Raw genomic sequence first — 15,852 nt, forward strand, 5'->3', positions numbered from 1 at the left:
ATAGTCGTTGGAGCCTAATCATAAGGAGTAGAAATATGCGAAAAAAAACCATGATATTTATTTATTTGGTAGCTGTACTTTCCACTTTATTGTTCATCACTGGCTTTGGGTTAGGCATAAAAGAAATCATGCTGCCACAAATCCAATCCAGTCAAACAAAAACACAAGAAGAGAATGTTACTGTTAGTAAAGAAGGTTTGTTATTAGGTTTAGGTGATTCTTTAACAAGAGGTGTAGGTGATTCATCTGGACAAGGTTACATTGGTCGTTTAAAAAAGAAAATGGAAACAACAAGTAAGTCGCAACTTAGTTTGATGAATTTGGCTGTTAGTGGATCTGTTTCCTCCCAATTAGTAAAACAACTAGAAGATTCACAAACCAAAACATTGGTAAAACAAGCAAAATGGATTACTATCACAATTGGTAGTAACGATTTATTTCGAGGAAGCGGTCAACTCGAAAATATCGATATCAATGGAGCTCAAAAAAGCTTAGAAACATATAAGAAAAACTTGACCACTATCACATCGACATTACGAAAATGGAATCCAAATGCCAAAATTGTGTTTCTTGGCATATACAATCCATTTGCTGGATTAGAAAACGAAAAATCAACTTCAAAATTGGTGCATGAATGGAACAACACAATACTTGAAATTACGGCGAATTATCCAAAAGTCATCGTCGTACCTGCTTTCGACTTATTTCAAGTGAACAACAAACAATATTTATCCAGTGACAATTTTCATCCAAATGACAATGGATATCAACGTATGGCAGATCGTGTATTTCAAGCAATGGAGGAATAAGGAGGTATCTTATGCAATCTGTTTTAGAAGTAGAGCATCTATCCAAAACAATTGGAAATCGTACGATCGTAGATGATATTTCCTTTGAAGTGAAGTCTGGTGAAATATTTGGCTTTCTTGGTCCCAATGGCGCAGGAAAAACGACTACGATCCGTATGTTAGTCGGACTGATCAAACCATCATTTGGAACAATTAAAATCGGCGGATTTAATCTACAATCGAATTTCCTGAATGCTATTAAACAAATTGGATGTATTGTAGAAAATCCAGAACTTTACCCTTATTTGACAGGTCGCGAAAACTTAGAACATTTTGCGCGGATGATGGAAGGGGTAAATAAAGAAAAAATCGACGAAGTAGTCAAATTAGTAGAGCTGGATAAGCGCATCGATGAAACCGTGAAAACATATTCTCTTGGCATGCGACAACGTTTAGGGATTGCTCAGGCACTTCTCGGAGATCCACAATTACTGATTTTGGACGAGCCGACAAATGGATTAGATCCAGCGGGAATTCGCGAACTTCGAGCGTTTATCCGGCAGCTGGCAAAAGAAAAATCCATCAGTATCTTTATATCAAGCCATATCCTATACGAAATTCAATTACTTTGTGATCGTGTAGCCATTATCCATCAAGGCAAAGTTTTAAAAACTGCTCCAGTCGCGCAGTTAGTTGGTGAAGAAAGTAAAGTAGAGTGGTCTGTTGATGAAATACAGACAGCCATTTCTCAGTTAGAGATGCTTCCTTACATAAAAAATATTGAACCTTTAGGAAAAGAACGCATAATGGTATATATGCCTGTTGAAAAAATTGCAGAAACAAATCAGCTGCTATTATCAGCTCATATCCGAGTCAGTGCTATTCGTCCCATGAATCAAACATTAGAAGATATCTTTTTAGAACTTACAGGTGGTGAAAGCATTGGCTAAATTAGTATACAATGAGCTGCTAAAAATGTTTCGCAAGAAAAGATTTTTAGTAGTAGTAATCATTTTAGCTGTTTTGATCCCTATATTTACCTATGCGCAATATGTAACAGTGCAAACAACAATAAAACAAATTGGGACATCCGATTGGAAAGCTATTTTACAGCAACAAATCGTCGATCGAGAAAACCAGCTTACCTCAAGCAGGATACCTGATGAATGGAAAAAATGGACAAGGTTAACGATCGACCAAGAAAAGTATTACCTTAAAAATAATATAAACCCAACCGCACCCGGTGCACCTACTTTTGTCAGAAAGTTTATGGAAGAAGCAGTAGCATTGTTTTTACCGTTAATTGTCGTTATTCTGGCTGCTGATCTAGTGTCTTCCGAATATGCAAATGGGACAATCAAAATTTTATTAACAAGACCCGTTTCACGATGGAAGGTACTGCTCAGTAAATACTTAGCTTTAATACTGAGCATCTCACTTATTGTAATCATCACAGGTTTATTGAGTTATCTCATATCTGGAATCATATTTGGTTACAAGGGTTGGAGTCTCCCTGTTTTAACAGGTTTTATCCAACAAGGCAATCAGCTGATCACTACGCAAGTACATCTCATTCCTCAATGGAAGTATATATTCCTTGCATATGGATTAGCATGGTTTTCCGCTATAGCGGTCGGAACAATCTCTTTTATGGTTTCTGTGTTAGTTCGAAATACTGCTACGAGTATGGGTGTGATGCTGGCAGCTGTTATTTCTGGTAGTTTACTCACTCAACTAGCACCAACATGGCAGAGCTTGCGTTATTTTGTTTTTATCAATCTTCGTCTTACTGATTACTTAGCAGGCAAACCCGTGCTTATATCTGGTATGAGTTTACCATTTTCATTAAGTATGCTTGCTATCTGGTCAATTGCAGCGATAATTATCGCTTTCTGGGTTTTTATCAAACGGGATGTTTTAAACTAGGGATAATGATATTAAAAAAGAGAGATGACGGCAGTTCCCATCAACTCTCTTTTTCTTGTATAACTTTTATTTACTCAGCCTCAGCTAAAGGATAACTTCAGAAGGAAAAGCGGATACTCCATCGACTGTAACCAATTTTCTGAATTGGGTAATTAATTCTTTTGAAACTGGGCCTGGTGTGCCATTTCCAACAGGACGCCCATCCACTTGTACCACTGAAATTACCTCTGCGCCAGTTCCTGTCAACAATACTTCATCTGCATTGAACAAATCATGACGAGTGAACGGTTCTTCTTTTACTTGATAACCTAACTCTCCAGCAATATCGATGATGGATTGTCTTGTAATGCCTTTTAGTGCTCCCAAATAACATGGCGGGGTATAAAGTACATTTTCTTTAACCATAAAAATATTGTCGCTCGAACCTTCTGTTACGTATCCATCTGCAGATAAAATAATTGCTTCTCCAGCCCCAGCTTGTTTTGCTTCCGTTTTGGCTAAAATATTGTTTAAATAGTTAAGCGATTTAACACGTGGATTTAGAGCATCGGGAATGTTTCTTCTTGTAGGTACAGTAACAACTGTTAGTCCTTTGTCATAACGCTCCTGAGAATACAGGCGGATCGTATCAACAATAATGATCACATTAGCCATTTCACATTCGGATGGATCAAGGCCTAATGGACCATTGCCACGAGAAACAACAAGTCTTATATATGCATCTAGCAACTGGTTTTTGCGAACGGTTTCTACTACATGTGCTTCTAGTTCATCTAATGAGTATGGAATATCCAACAGGATCGACTTTGCGGATTCATATAAACGAATCATATGTTCATGTAGACGGAAAACATTTCCATTATATACACGAATTCCTTCAAAGATTCCGTCACCATATAAAAAACCATGATCAAATACAGAAACCACGGCCTCTGATTTCTTTTTATACTCTCCGTTTATAAAAACCCAACGTTCGCTTTCCATTTCTAATCCTCCCATAATTTTTAATGATTTTTTAGATTTCTGTAAGTATAAGCCTCGTAAAAAAGCTTGTCAATGAATTGCTTTCTCAATAAACGAGAAACATGGATAAGAACCAAGAACACGCACTTGACATCCAATTGCTTTTATTTCTTCCATGCAGCCTTGCAACAAAACATGATTCACAGGCAATTCTGCATCAATCAAGAAAAAATAATTTCCAATGCCTGTTTTTGTTGGGCGGGATTCGATATGTGTTAAGTTAATTTTACGCCAAGAAAAACTTGCTAACACTTGATATAGTGCACCTGGATAGTCTTTTGGAAGGGTAATTTGTAAACTTGTTTTAAATAACTTCGAATCTTTGTTCCACTCATTCTTGTCTTTACTAACAACAATAAATCTTGTGACATTGTTTTCATGATCCTCAGCATGGGACTCCATAATCGAGAGATCATGAATCAAAGCTACTTGTTTTGCTCCAATTGCAAGCCAGGGCTCGTCAGGAGTATCTGCAACAATACTGGCTGCTTGTGAAGTACTATCGGTAAAAACCCACTCCGCGTGCGGATAACGCTCTTTTAAGTATACACGGCATTGGGCGATCGCTTGTGGATGAGACATTATTTTTTTAATTTTATTAGAAGGAGTATTTTTTTGAGCTTTGTGTGCTAAAATACATTGCGAAATGGGATAGAGAAACTCCGCAATGATTGGCAAATCTACTTGATGAACAAGCCAATCCAATGTAGCAGTAACAGAACCTTCTATCGCGTTTTCTACTGGAACTACTCCTAGTTCTATTTGTCCTTTATCCACTGCACTAATTACATCAGGAATACTAGCTAGCGGATGTTGTTGATAGTGATCTTGTCGGAACATTGCTCCTGTTGCTTCATGGCTAAAGGAGCCGATTGGTCCTAAATAACCTACTTTTTTTACCATTTCTGTTTCCCCTGACTCATTAATTTTTTCCGATTGGCAAGCATTATACATGTTGGCTGTCCATTCCTAGATAACTATGTTAAACTAAACATGAAATCATTTTATTTAAGGAGTAATAGCATGATATCCGTATTATTTGTCTGTCTGGGTAACATCTGTCGCTCTCCGATGGCCGAAGCAGTTTTTCGTCATTACGTAAAAGAAGCAGGTCTGCAAGACAAAATACACATCGATTCAGCAGGGACAGGAGATTGGCATGTAGGAAATACTCCTCATGTCGGCACACGTACCAAACTGGATCAAGCTGGAATATCTTATGCTGGTATGGAAGCGAGACAAGTTGCTCCATCTGATTTTACCTATTTTAATTTTATCATCGCAATGGATAATAGCAATTTTAAAAATTTGACACGGCTATCTGGACGACCTTGCTCTCATCTACACCGTTTTGTAGATTTTATCCCACATACAGACTATGGTGAGATTCCTGACCCTTATTTTACGGGAGATTTTGATGAAACATTTTCATTGATCTCTGAAGGTTGTCATGAATTACTTGACCGAATCAAAACACAATATCATCATCAACTAATGTAAAAACAAAAGTGGAATCAGTTTCCACTTTTGTTTTTTATTATCTTCTACGAAAAAACATGCTAACAACAGTAGATGCGATAGAGACGATTTCTGTTCTAAAACAGAAATAATATTTGTTTAATTGTGAATTCGGTCTGGAAAAAGGGATTATTTTCCGCTATCATGAAGATACCTCTGATCAAAGGAGCACCACATGAGTCAGGAATGGGACAGAATCACTGAAGCTGTAAATGGAAAGACCCCTCCTACGGTAATCCCTCCGGATATCGCCTTCCACAGGGTCAGCCCTGAGGAAGAGACTGCATACTATGCGGACAAGGCACGGGGACGCATCCATAAAACACAAGTCGATCAGCTCCAAGCCGACTTCACCTGATCAGAAAAACGGCTGGACATCCATCCTCCAGATGGGATTGTCCAGCCGCCCGATTTCAATCTAATCTTCCATATCCAAGCTATCGGATAACTCAAATTCCATCTCACCGATACGAACAGTATCTCCTTCTTTGGCACCTCGTTTGCGCAGTGCATCTTCGACACCCATTTGTTTAATCGTATTAGCAAATCGCATCAGACTATCTTGAAAGCGAAAATTGGTCATTTTAATCAATTTTTCGATGCGGTGTCCTTCTACAACATAAATTTCATTTTCTCTGCGTATGGTAAACGCTGGTTCCTCTGCTTCACTCTTATAAACTACCGTTTCAGTTTCCATCGATTCCGTTTGCTCTTCTTCTTCTGCTGCTTCTACTTTATCCAAAACATTTGCCACTGCAAATAATACGTTTTTTATCCCTTCATGACTTACAGCAGAAATCGGATAAACAGGTACATCTTCGCCGATTTGCTCTTGAAAAAGCTCCAGTTGTTCAGTTGCCTCTGGTAAATCCATTTTATTGGCAACAATAATTTGCGGACGATTTTCTAAGTTTTGTTTATATAACCGGATCTCTTCATTGATCTGTAAATAATCTTGATATGGATCACGGCCTTCAGAACCTGCCATATCAATCACATGTACAATTACTTTGGTTCGCTCCACATGACGAAGAAACTGGTGACCAAGTCCTATTCCTTGGTGTGCCCCTTCAATCAAACCAGGTAAATCTGCCATAACAAAACTGCGTCCATCATCGACACGGACTACCCCTAAATTTGGCACGATTGTGGTAAAATGGTATGCTCCAATTTTAGGCTTTGCCGCAGATACAGTCGATAAGAAAGTTGATTTGCCTACACTGGGATACCCTACTAAACCAACATCTGCTAACAGCTTTAATTCTAACTCTACCCAATGTTCTGTGCCTGGTTCTCCATTTTCAGCAATTTGCGGCGCTGGGTTAACAGAGGTTGCAAACCGGACATTTCCTCGGCCGCCTCGGCCGCCTTTGGCAATAATTTCTCGTTGGTTATGTTTTGTTAAGTCCGCAAGTAATGCTCCTGTTTCTGCATCACGAACAGTGGTACCTGGCGGGACTTTGATAATCATATCTTCTGCACTAGCGCCATGCTGGTTTTTTTTACGACCATGTTCTCCACGATCAGCTTTAAAATGTTTTTTGTAACGAAAATCGATCAATGTCCGTAAACCTTCATCTACTTCAAATATTACATTGCCTCCACGGCCGCCATCACCACCCCAAGGACCGCCTTCTGCAACATATTTTTCGCGGCGAAAAGCAACCATTCCATTGCCTCCATCGCCGCCTTTGACAAAAATCTTTACTTTATCAACAAACACATTCTCACCTACTTATGCCGGAACGTAATGTTAAACGCTGCTCATTTACAATCTCCATCTGTAATTGTTTAAATTGATCTTTTAAGTTTGTCCATTCTCCCTCTGGAACATGAAGATGGATGATATTATTTTCGCTATCATATACTTGGAACGAAAAGAAATTCGTCTGATCATCTCCAGAAAGTTGCAAAATTACCTTTTGCCAATTATATTTTTCGTCCCCTATCTTGGCTAATACATCAATACAGGCTGCTAACCACTGAGCTATTGGTTCATTCGTCTTTGCTATTGGTTCGATGTAGGTAGGTAATTTTTGTACTTCCCATTCCCATTGTGGATATCGATAAGACAACAACAGGAGAAATACCGCCAATTCTACATCTTGTAACTCTGCCAGTTCTCTCTCTTTTGTAGCTTGATCTGCTAATCCCTGCAAATATTCTGTTATCTTCTCTTCGCGTTTCATCATTTGATAACCCATCAATACTTGAACATGATTCATCAAATCATGCCTGACTTTACCGAGCAATCGTTTGGTTTCTGCCGCTTCTTGTTGTCGTTGTTCTTTTTGGTTTGCTCGAATATAAAAAAATATACTAAGTACAAAGATGATACCAATCGTGAGAAACCATATGTATTCCCCAGTAGTCAAGGCCCATACAACCAATGCCAAAATGGGCGGTATCAAATAAAACAAAGAACGCGGCAAAATAGATCGCTCCTTTACACGGTTGAGATAAAAAAAAGAGTGACACTATCAAGACCAGAGTGCCACTCTTTCATAAAATGTGTGTTTACGCTTGTGTTGCTGCTACTTCTTCGGTGACAACTGGATAGATGCATACACGTTTGCGGTCTTTACCAAAACGTTCAAAACGAACAATACCATCCGCTTTTGCAAACAATGTGTCATCTCCACCACGACCAACATTAGTTCCAGGATAAATCTTCGTTCCACGTTGGCGGACTAAGATATTACCTGCAAGCACAAATTGACCATCTCCACGTTTCACACCAAGGCGTTTGGATCTACTGTCACGTCCGTTCTTTGTAGAACCTACCCCTTTTTTAGAAGCAAACAACTGTAGATTAAGTTGTAGCATCGATTCACACCTCTTTCCTATTTTCGTTTGTATTGCACATAATCTGGGTATGCATCTGCAATACCCTTTAGCGATAAATCCATCGCTTCCATCAGGAGTTCAAGCTTTGTACGAACTTCTGAAGGCAAGTCTTCTGGTATCCGGCAGTCTACTTTGCCCTCGCCATCATCTGGCTGGTGAACAACCACACCAGTGAGCTGTTCCATTGCATTCACTAAGCCAATGGTGACGGCTGAAACAGCAGCACAAACAATATCCATCCCATGTTCTGCAAAGTTAGCGTGCCCGGTAACCTGAATTTGCTCTACAAGTTCAGCTTGATTTCGTTTTACTCGAATGCGAATCATCTTAAGCTTCGATAGAATCGATGACTACACGAGTGAATGGTTGACGATGACCTTGTTTTTTCTTGTAGTTCTTTTTCGGCTTATATTTAAAGACGGTAATCTTTTTGGACCGTCCTTGTTTCAACACTGTACCGGTCACTTTTGCATTTGCTACTAAAGGATCCCCGACTTGTACTCCTCCATCGTTAGAAACGAGCAGTACCTTTTCAAAGGTAACAGTATCTCCTTCAGCTGCATCCAATTTTTCAATAAAGAGCACACTATCTTTTTCCACACGGTATTGTTTGCCGCCTGTTTCGATCAATGCGTACATCTTTTAACCTCCTCTATCATGAAGACTCGCCAAAGGGAGGGAGGATTTTCTCCATTTTAAGCCCTTCTTTGTGCGGTAACAGACAACATGATACCACGAATGGACAATTCTAGTCAATGATTATCGTTTTATTATTATATTATTAGCGGGCTAGAAACTTTGAGTCTCTAACCCCCTTCCAATCGTTAGATGGAAATTCAAAATACTATTGATCTATTCACTATAATACATGCTCTTCGAATGTCATACAGGCTAGAGATATTTTGTCCCTAGCCTGTTCCGTTTTCCTACATGGTTCCCAGCAGACTTCCGTAAACATACCATTTAATAAGGCATGTTTGCTGTTTATTTTGGTTTGTCAGCAGAATAACTCTGCCATCCTTCCACTTGGACAAGGCAAATCCAGCAGTTTTATGCACTTGTTCCAGCCCTTTTCCTCGATTCAAGTAGAGGATTCCATGTGGAAAATGAACACATTTATTACACATATCTTGGTAAAATTTTTTGGAGTAAATACATTTTTCTGTTGTAACTATATATTTGTGATTTCCTCTTACTTCGAGCTGTAGAGATTCACTAAGATGGTAAATCTTCAATGGATTTTTGGATGATTTTCCTTGAAGCTTGTAATCCATTCTCTCTCCTTCAATCGATTATGGTACTTTTTTATTTTATCACTATTCTCCAGCTATCACTATTCCTTATAATAAAAGTGATGATCGGGCAATCAGAAATGGATTTTTCATGCGTACGATTACACTTTATCCAAAAGATTTCCGAGACCAAATGATTGAAGTTAAAAGAGATAAAGAGAAGACAATGATTAAATATCTCGCCAGTAAGAGCAGTGGAGAATACAAACTAACTGTCTACATTTCCAGTCCAATCCATAGCGGACTGATCCGAGCTGGCTTTGCGGGACCAGGTGAAGAATGTATTGTCGCTGATATCAAATTTATTAACAAAGCTACGAAACAATAGTGAAAATCTTTTGTAGATAAAGAGAGTGCAGGTTGCAATCTCGCAACTTGCACCCATTAATCAAGTACCTCTATTTTGCGAAAATCCCCATCGATTTGAGTCCGAATAGAATCTCATTACCCATCATGATATAATTTTTTAGAATCACAAATATCAAAGGAGTTTCCAAATGCATTTTCCTGTAATAATTCCAATTGGTCCACTCTCCATCCCTCCACATTTACTATTTGAATCATTGGCTTATTTTATTGGGTTTCGCATTTATGTATATACACGTAAGAAAGAACAGCTTACCATGCTGCAAGCCATGTGGGTTGTCGTAGGTGCAGCAGCTGGTGCTGTCATCGGATCTAAAGTACTCTGTTGGTTTGAAGACCCTGATAAATTCGTGCATCAATGGTATCAATTTCACTATCTAATGGAAGGGAAAACGATCGTTGGCGGACTTTTGGGAGGACTTATCGGAGTAGAATGGACGAAAAAAAGAGTTGGCATCACACAGTCTACCGGTGATGATATGGTTTTCTCCTTACTTATTGGGATGTCTATCGGACGCATCGGATGTTTTTTGACTGGATTATCTGATCATACGTATGGAATACCTACTACTTGGTGGACCGGCATTGATTTTGGAGATGGTGTCCTCCGCCATCCAACCCAACTCTATGAAATTGCTTATCTGCTCACATTGTCTCTTATCTTTCTTTACTTAAAAAAAAGAAAACTGCTGCCAAATGGTGCTTTGTTTCAATTGTTTATGACTGGTTATCTATTTTGGAGATTAGCCGTCGATTTTATTAAACCAACACCTCATCCATATTTGGGGATGAATAATATTCAAATTGCCTGTATCATGGGTCTCATTTATTATGGTTACAAACTTTGGCAATGGCGAAAACCAATCCCACAGAAGGAGCTCACAAATGCCGAAAAACCGACCTTATCTGTTTTATGAATTAACCAACAGCATATGCAGTACATGCCTGCAAAAAGTCGAAGCAAAAGTGATATTTCAAGATGAAAATGTATATTTACTGAAACGATGTATGGAACATGGACCAGAAAAAGTACTTATCTCTACAGATATCGAATACTACAAACGCTGTCGCGAATTTATCAAACCTTCAGAAATGCCTAGGCGTTGGAATACCCCTATTAAGTATGGATGTCCCTATGACTGCGGGCTTTGTCCTGATCATGAACAACACAGTTGTCTGACATTATTGGAAGTGACAGATCAATGTAACTTAGAATGCCCGATCTGCTATGCAGAATCTTCTCCCAAGCGACAAACGTGGCGTTCCATGGAACAAATCGAAAAGATGCTTGATGCTATCGTTGCCAATGAAGGCGAACCTGATATCGTACAGATAAGTGGAGGCGAACCAACTACACATCCTCATTTTTTTGAAATTCTAGATATGGTGAAATCACGTCCGATCAAACACATCATGGTGAATACAAATGGACTAAAAATAGCCTCTGATCGCAAATTTGTAGAACGGCTTGCTACTTATCTGCCGGGTTTTGAAATTTACTTGCAATTTGACAGCTTTGAAGCAAAAGCATTAAAGGAACTGCGTGGTGTCGATTTACGGGATATACGCAAAAAAGCAATTGATCATCTCAATGAATTTAACTTATCAACAACATTGGTTGTCACTTTAAAGAAAGGTCTAAATGATAGCGAGATTGGTAAAATCATTCAATATGGGCTAAAACAGAAAGCTGTTCGTGGGGTTACCTTTCAACCGATACAAGCAGCTGGAAGGCTCAAAGACTATGATCCAGCAACCGACCGCCTGACATTGAGCGAAGTTCGACAAATGATTATTGACCAGTCTGAAATATTCCAAAACGAAGATATGTTACCAGTTCCTTGTCATCCTGATTGTTTAGCGATGGGTTATGCCCTAAAAACAGAAGACGGACCAATCCCACTCACCAGATTGATCGATCCAGACATCTTATTACAAGGCGGAAGAAATACGATCGTATTTGAACGGGATGAAGAATTAAAAACCCGCATTTTTGAATTATTCTCAACCAATCACTCACCACATACCTCTGCATTATCACTAAAACAATTGCTCTGCTGCCTGCCATTAGTGAGTGCACCAGAAGAAATTGCCTATGACAATGTGTTTCGAGTGATTATCATGCAGTTTATGGATGCATATGATCTGGATGTTCGTTCAGTAAAAAAATCTTGTGTACACATTGCTCATCCTGACGGCCGTATTATCCCTTTTGATACGTTTAATTTGTTTTATCGCGATGAAAAAGAAGAAAAACTCAAAGCGTTGCAACAACTCTAGAGGAGGGAGAAAATGTCCGAATATCGCAAAAAAGAATTTAAGAAGTGGTTTTTTATCCCTATCATTTCCTATGTGGCTATTGCGATCATCTTATATTTTGTTTTTGGAGCACAAAAAGAGTCTATCTTCATCAGTCTGGGGATATCCTCTGTTGTTAATCTATTTCTTGTGTTTATCTATGTCATTATCAATCTAAAAGTAAAAGAACGGGTGCAAGGTATTATATTATCATCTGCCGTAATTATTTTGCTCACTTTTTTCACTTGTTTTGTACCAAATTCATAAGATCCTTTATCAAACGCAGATCAGGTTGCCCTACTAGAGGACAACCTGATTTTTAGATATCTCTATTACCTATTGGAGAATCCTCGCCACAGCTTCACGGAGCCTCTTCCGAATTCCAGGAGTATCAGCTTCATATTCCACATGCTCCATCAGACTCTTAGAAAAGCTCGCGACAATCTTATCCTTTTTAGCTGCAAAGTCAGCCGGAGTCTTGATGTCATGAGCTTCAAGAATCGAGTCTGCATGTTCACCTGCTTTATTCATCGCCTGCTGAAGAGCTGCTTTGATCACAGCTTCAAGTTCCTGCTTCACCTTGTTCTTAAAAGCAGACATGTCACTCCCTAGATAGGCATTGTTCTGTTTACAATTTAAAATATAACATGACAAGAGGTTATGAAACAAAGGGAATGAATCAACAAAAAAATCAATCTTGTACAATATGTTCCAAAAAGCTTTCAAATGCGCGCGTTTGAAACAAATCTTTGCGATATGCAAAATAAATTTGCGATGTCCGATATTTTTTCGGCATGACATGCATACAAATCAAACCTTGATCCGCCATCCGCTGTGCCGCCGATTTTGGCAATAATGAAACCCCTAGTCCAGCAGAAGTCCCTCCTAGAATCGCTTCCAATGTACCAAATTCCATGATATTGGTTGCTTCAACTCCTTCTTCTTTTAACCACTGTTCCAATCGAGACCGCATCGAACAGCCTGTTCCCAAAAATAACATCGGTTTTTGGATCAAATCAGTTAGCCTTCCCTCCGATTTTTCAGATATCAAAACCAGTTCCTCTTCAAACACCAAAAACTGTTTGATATCAGGATGATTGGATTTTCCATTGATAAACGCTCCATCCAGTTCGTAATCAATTACTTTTTGCAGTAAATCACTGGTATGTCCTGTTGTCAGGGAAACTTTTACTTGAGGGTATTTACTTAAGTATGCTTTTAACAATGTTGGCATATGAACAGCCGCTGTCGTCTCCAATGACCCTATCGAAAGCGGTCCAGAGGGTGTTTCGGTATACTGCACCGATTTTAATGCTTCTTCTAAAAGGTGAATAATTTTCTCAGCATAATCAAGTAAATTTCTGCCTGCTTGCGTCAAAATCATCCCTTTTCTGCTGCGATAAAATAAAGGCGTATTCAATTCATGCTCCAAGTGTCTGATCCGTGCTGTCACATTTGATTGGACATATCCTAATGATTCAGCAGCTTTTGTTATACTTCCCAGTGTTGCTACCGCATGAAAAATACGCAGATCTTTGCTGTCCAAATGCCTCTCTCCGTTTCTTATTATCATTATTTATGATGATAATGATCATTTATAATCATTTTACATGATGCTAATTCAATTATAAAATCATACCATAAAGAAATGGAATGAGGGAATACAATGAAACGAAGTTGGTTTATTACTATTATTTTGCTGAGTACGCTGGTCGCCGGACTAAATTTCCCAATTGGAAAATTGAGTTTACAGTTTGCTTCTCCGTATTTGCTGCTAGCAATCCGATTTCTGGGGGCTTTTGTCCTGTTATTGCCATTTATATGGAAATTACCTCATCCAAAATCAAAAATTGCTTGGGGGAAAATCGCTATCATTGGTTTATTCCAAAGTACTTTGGTACTTGGGCTCATTTATTACAGTATGCGAACAATCACATCAGGAAATGCCTCCATCTTGTCTTCAACCAATCCGATTTGGCTAGTAGTGATTCAGTTTTTCATTCTTCGAATTCGCTATCGTTTGGTTCAATGGTTTGGAGTATTTTTGGGATTTATCGGCGTTATCTTCACACAAGGATTTCAATTCCAAATGGAATCTGGTGCTGTAATAGCGATAATAGCAGGAGTTTGCTGGGCAATCGCCACTTTGCTGACCAAACATTGGGGAAAAGCGATCAATACATGGGTTCTTGTCACATATCAGATGGGGTTTGGCGGAGTTTTTCTATTCATCGCAAGCCTATTCTTAGAAACAGCTAAATTTGACATACATGCTGTATCACCAACAATGATTGTATTTATTTTACTCTATTTGATTATCATGAGTTCCATTGTCCAATTCGCTACTTGGTTTTATTTAGTCGAAAATAATGATCCAGCAAAAGTGAGCTCCTTTCTTTTCCTTGTGCCTTTGTTTGGCACACTTGGAGGCTGGTTGATTTTACAAGAAACACTACACTGGTATGTAGGTTTTGGAGCAATCTTCATTGGGATGGGAATCTTTTTGGTCAATTGGATCCCTGCTTCTTCAAAATCCAGCAAAGAGAAATTTCCAAAAGTCAACGCCAAACAAACGGTTACTTATGCTAAATAATTTTTTAATAGAGCTATTATCTACAAAATACATTCAGAGGCTGGATACCCTTTACTAAAGAGCATCCAGCCTCTGTTTATTTCCCTTAATGAAATAAGGGAAGATTCCTATTACGAATTACCATGACTATACTTCTGCAGCATGTCCAGAAAACTGCTTGAATTTACAGACCTTGCGACGAGGCGTGCAGGGTGCTTATCTATGACATTGCCAATGGTTAAATCGATTTCCCCATCTTTTCCTACTCCAGTAACTGTTACATCTACAAATGTATGCATAGGCCGAGAGATGGTTTTCCTTGCTTGTGCCATCGCAAAAACAGGGTGAACATCATGAGGATAAACTCCTTCTCCACGCGGTTTGAGAGCACGCGACCAGAAAGTAATATACTGTACAAGGAGTTCTTCAGAAATTCCTATGTCCCTAAGATCAAGCGGATGGGAAAAGCCTACTCGACGTTCCTTTGTTACATCTGTTGGGACCATGATCACCTTTCCCGGATAGTTTGTAAGGACCTGGGAAACAGCCTGTGGATCACATGCTGCATTAAATTGCTTGCGACCACCGCCCATTACCTGTACATCGCTGAATCCAAACATTCCCAACTGACACGTAATCGTTCCCAATTTCCCGCGCAGATATGGATCGTCCTTTATCGCTGCGATCTCTGTAAGAGGACCTCCTACGATAAAATCGATCGTTCCTTTGAGAGAACGAAGCAATTTCAAAGCGTCAACGAAGGAGCCGTCTGCCTTCACAAACTCTTCATCATAGTAAGGATCCAGCAACCGTTCATCAATATGAACACGGTGAGGAACAAGCGTACGAGGAGCAATCAGACCTTCATAGACAGGAACAGATTCATATCCGTGGCGAATGAGTGTTCCCTTCATCCGGCATGCATTTCGTTTTCGAACTTGTTTGGAGTACTCTTTTGAGTATGCATGGATTGGGGCTGAATGATTCGGGTGTGCAGGTCGTCCAGTAACAATCACTGCCTTTACATTCATGGCTAGAGCAGGATGGCATGCAGCCAGTGCTGCAAGCAAGTTGTCGATATCAACATTATCCACGACAACAATCGTATTTTTTGTAGCAGTCATGGTATTCCTTTCCTGGAATCTATTATGTCTCCTGTTAAACAAATCATTTTAAGAATAATTAGTCAATATCGATTTTAAAACGATAAATAAAACAAGCA

Annotated in this window: 20 protein-coding genes and 1 other annotated feature; of the genes, 9 read left to right on the top strand and 11 right to left on the bottom strand. The window is 39.1% G+C overall.

Features of this window, described 5'->3' with window-relative positions; genetic code table 11:
* Nucleotides 1-35 precede the first annotated feature (35 nt).
* The 3 genes from AC5WOC_RS05185 to AC5WOC_RS05195 are packed head-to-tail and all read left to right on the top strand — an operon-like array spanning nucleotide 36 to nucleotide 2,714.
* The gene (locus AC5WOC_RS05185) at nucleotides 36-809 is read left to right on the top strand and encodes a GDSL-type esterase/lipase family protein (protein ID WP_496054334.1); all 774 of its coding nucleotides are present in this window, start codon (nucleotides 36-38) and stop codon (nucleotides 807-809) included.
* Between the two features lie 11 nt (nucleotides 810-820).
* The gene (locus tag AC5WOC_RS05190; protein ID WP_496054335.1) at nucleotides 821-1,738 is read left to right on the top strand and encodes an ABC transporter ATP-binding protein; all 918 of its coding nucleotides are present in this window, start codon (nucleotides 821-823) and stop codon (nucleotides 1,736-1,738) included.
* A complete protein-coding gene (locus AC5WOC_RS05195) occupies nucleotides 1,722-2,714 on the top strand; it encodes an ABC transporter permease (RefSeq protein ID WP_496054336.1) in 993 nt (330 codons plus the stop codon). Before AC5WOC_RS05190 ends, AC5WOC_RS05195 begins: the two co-directional genes overlap by 17 nt.
* Nucleotides 2,715-2,798: 84 nt before the next feature.
* On the opposite strand, the gene ilvE is transcribed toward AC5WOC_RS05195, so the two are convergent.
* Together ilvE and pheA are read right to left on the bottom strand one after the other, a co-directional pair.
* The gene (ilvE, locus tag AC5WOC_RS05200) at nucleotides 2,799-3,698 is read right to left on the bottom strand and encodes a branched-chain-amino-acid transaminase (protein WP_496054337.1); all 900 of its coding nucleotides are present in this window, start codon (nucleotides 3,696-3,698) and stop codon (nucleotides 2,799-2,801) included.
* A 69-nt stretch (nucleotides 3,699-3,767) separates the two neighbouring features.
* Entirely contained in the window at nucleotides 3,768-4,640 is an 873-nt protein-coding gene (gene pheA / locus AC5WOC_RS05205; RefSeq protein WP_496054338.1) for a prephenate dehydratase, read from the bottom strand.
* 120 nt (nucleotides 4,641-4,760) lie between these two features.
* On the opposite strand from pheA, the gene AC5WOC_RS05210 reads away from it, so the two are divergent.
* Nucleotides 4,761-5,237, top strand: coding sequence for a low molecular weight protein-tyrosine-phosphatase (locus AC5WOC_RS05210; protein WP_496054339.1), 477 nt, complete (start codon nucleotides 4,761-4,763; stop codon nucleotides 5,235-5,237).
* 436 nt (nucleotides 5,238-5,673) lie between these two features.
* On the opposite strand, the gene obgE is transcribed toward AC5WOC_RS05210, so the two are convergent.
* The 6 genes from obgE to AC5WOC_RS05240 all read right to left on the bottom strand — a co-directional run bounded on the left by obgE (nucleotide 5,674) and on the right by AC5WOC_RS05240 (nucleotide 9,376).
* Nucleotides 5,674-6,978, bottom strand: a complete 1,305-nt coding sequence (obgE, locus tag AC5WOC_RS05215; RefSeq protein WP_496054340.1) for a GTPase ObgE — start codon at nucleotides 6,976-6,978, stop codon at nucleotides 5,674-5,676.
* A 4-nt stretch (nucleotides 6,979-6,982) separates the two neighbouring features.
* A complete protein-coding gene (locus tag AC5WOC_RS05220; protein WP_496054341.1) occupies nucleotides 6,983-7,687 on the bottom strand; it encodes a Spo0B domain-containing protein in 705 nt (234 codons plus the stop codon).
* Nucleotides 7,688-7,772: 85 nt separating this feature from the next.
* Nucleotides 7,773-8,081: a 50S ribosomal protein L27 gene (rpmA, locus tag AC5WOC_RS05225; RefSeq protein WP_496054342.1), complete on the bottom strand. Its 309-nt coding sequence runs from the start codon at nucleotides 8,079-8,081 to the stop codon at nucleotides 7,773-7,775.
* Between the two features lie 17 nt (nucleotides 8,082-8,098).
* Nucleotides 8,099-8,428 carry a ribosomal-processing cysteine protease Prp gene (locus tag AC5WOC_RS05230; RefSeq protein WP_496054343.1) on the bottom strand — a complete coding sequence of 110 codons (330 nt, stop codon included), beginning with the start codon at nucleotides 8,426-8,428 and terminating at the stop codon, nucleotides 8,099-8,101.
* Nucleotide 8,429: 1 nt separating this feature from the next.
* Nucleotides 8,430-8,741: a 50S ribosomal protein L21 gene (gene rplU, locus AC5WOC_RS05235; protein ID WP_496054344.1), complete on the bottom strand. Its 312-nt coding sequence runs from the start codon at nucleotides 8,739-8,741 to the stop codon at nucleotides 8,430-8,432.
* Nucleotides 8,742-8,753: 12 nt separating this feature from the next.
* Nucleotides 8,754-8,829 (bottom strand) — a sequence feature (ribosomal protein L21 leader region).
* A gap of 199 nt (nucleotides 8,830-9,028) precedes the next feature.
* Nucleotides 9,029-9,376: a hypothetical protein gene (locus tag AC5WOC_RS05240; protein WP_496054345.1), complete on the bottom strand. Its 348-nt coding sequence runs from the start codon at nucleotides 9,374-9,376 to the stop codon at nucleotides 9,029-9,031.
* Between the two features lie 109 nt (nucleotides 9,377-9,485).
* Between AC5WOC_RS05240 and AC5WOC_RS05245 the strand changes: the two genes are divergently transcribed.
* From AC5WOC_RS05245 to AC5WOC_RS05260, 4 genes are all read left to right on the top strand, one after another.
* Nucleotides 9,486-9,722, top strand: coding sequence for a hypothetical protein (locus tag AC5WOC_RS05245; protein WP_496054346.1), 237 nt, complete (start codon nucleotides 9,486-9,488; stop codon nucleotides 9,720-9,722).
* 169 nt (nucleotides 9,723-9,891) lie between these two features.
* Entirely contained in the window at nucleotides 9,892-10,677 is a 786-nt protein-coding gene (locus AC5WOC_RS05250; protein ID WP_496054347.1) for a prolipoprotein diacylglyceryl transferase, read from the top strand.
* Nucleotides 10,646-12,040: a radical SAM protein gene (locus AC5WOC_RS05255; protein WP_496054348.1), complete on the top strand. Its 1,395-nt coding sequence runs from the start codon at nucleotides 10,646-10,648 to the stop codon at nucleotides 12,038-12,040. The genes AC5WOC_RS05250 and AC5WOC_RS05255 overlap by 32 nt, the downstream gene beginning before the upstream one ends.
* Before the next feature lie 12 nt (nucleotides 12,041-12,052).
* Entirely contained in the window at nucleotides 12,053-12,325 is a 273-nt protein-coding gene (locus AC5WOC_RS05260; protein ID WP_496054349.1) for a hypothetical protein, read from the top strand.
* A gap of 69 nt (nucleotides 12,326-12,394) precedes the next feature.
* Here the strand turns inward: AC5WOC_RS05260 and AC5WOC_RS05265 are convergent, their stop codons facing one another.
* Nucleotides 12,395-12,658, bottom strand: a complete 264-nt coding sequence (locus AC5WOC_RS05265) for a hypothetical protein (RefSeq protein ID WP_496054350.1) — start codon at nucleotides 12,656-12,658, stop codon at nucleotides 12,395-12,397.
* A gap of 91 nt (nucleotides 12,659-12,749) precedes the next feature.
* Nucleotides 12,750-13,604: a LysR family transcriptional regulator gene (locus AC5WOC_RS05270; RefSeq protein ID WP_496054351.1), complete on the bottom strand. Its 855-nt coding sequence runs from the start codon at nucleotides 13,602-13,604 to the stop codon at nucleotides 12,750-12,752.
* Nucleotides 13,605-13,724: 120 nt separating this feature from the next.
* On the opposite strand from AC5WOC_RS05270, the gene AC5WOC_RS05275 reads away from it, so the two are divergent.
* Nucleotides 13,725-14,651, top strand: coding sequence for a DMT family transporter (locus AC5WOC_RS05275; RefSeq protein WP_496054352.1), 927 nt, complete (start codon nucleotides 13,725-13,727; stop codon nucleotides 14,649-14,651).
* 110 nt (nucleotides 14,652-14,761) lie between these two features.
* Here the strand turns inward: AC5WOC_RS05275 and AC5WOC_RS05280 are convergent, their stop codons facing one another.
* The gene (locus AC5WOC_RS05280) at nucleotides 14,762-15,754 is read right to left on the bottom strand and encodes a nucleoside hydrolase (RefSeq protein WP_496054353.1); all 993 of its coding nucleotides are present in this window, start codon (nucleotides 15,752-15,754) and stop codon (nucleotides 14,762-14,764) included.
* Nucleotides 15,755-15,852 lie beyond the last annotated feature (98 nt).

This window comes from Shimazuella sp. NTD247 (assembly GCF_059510415.1).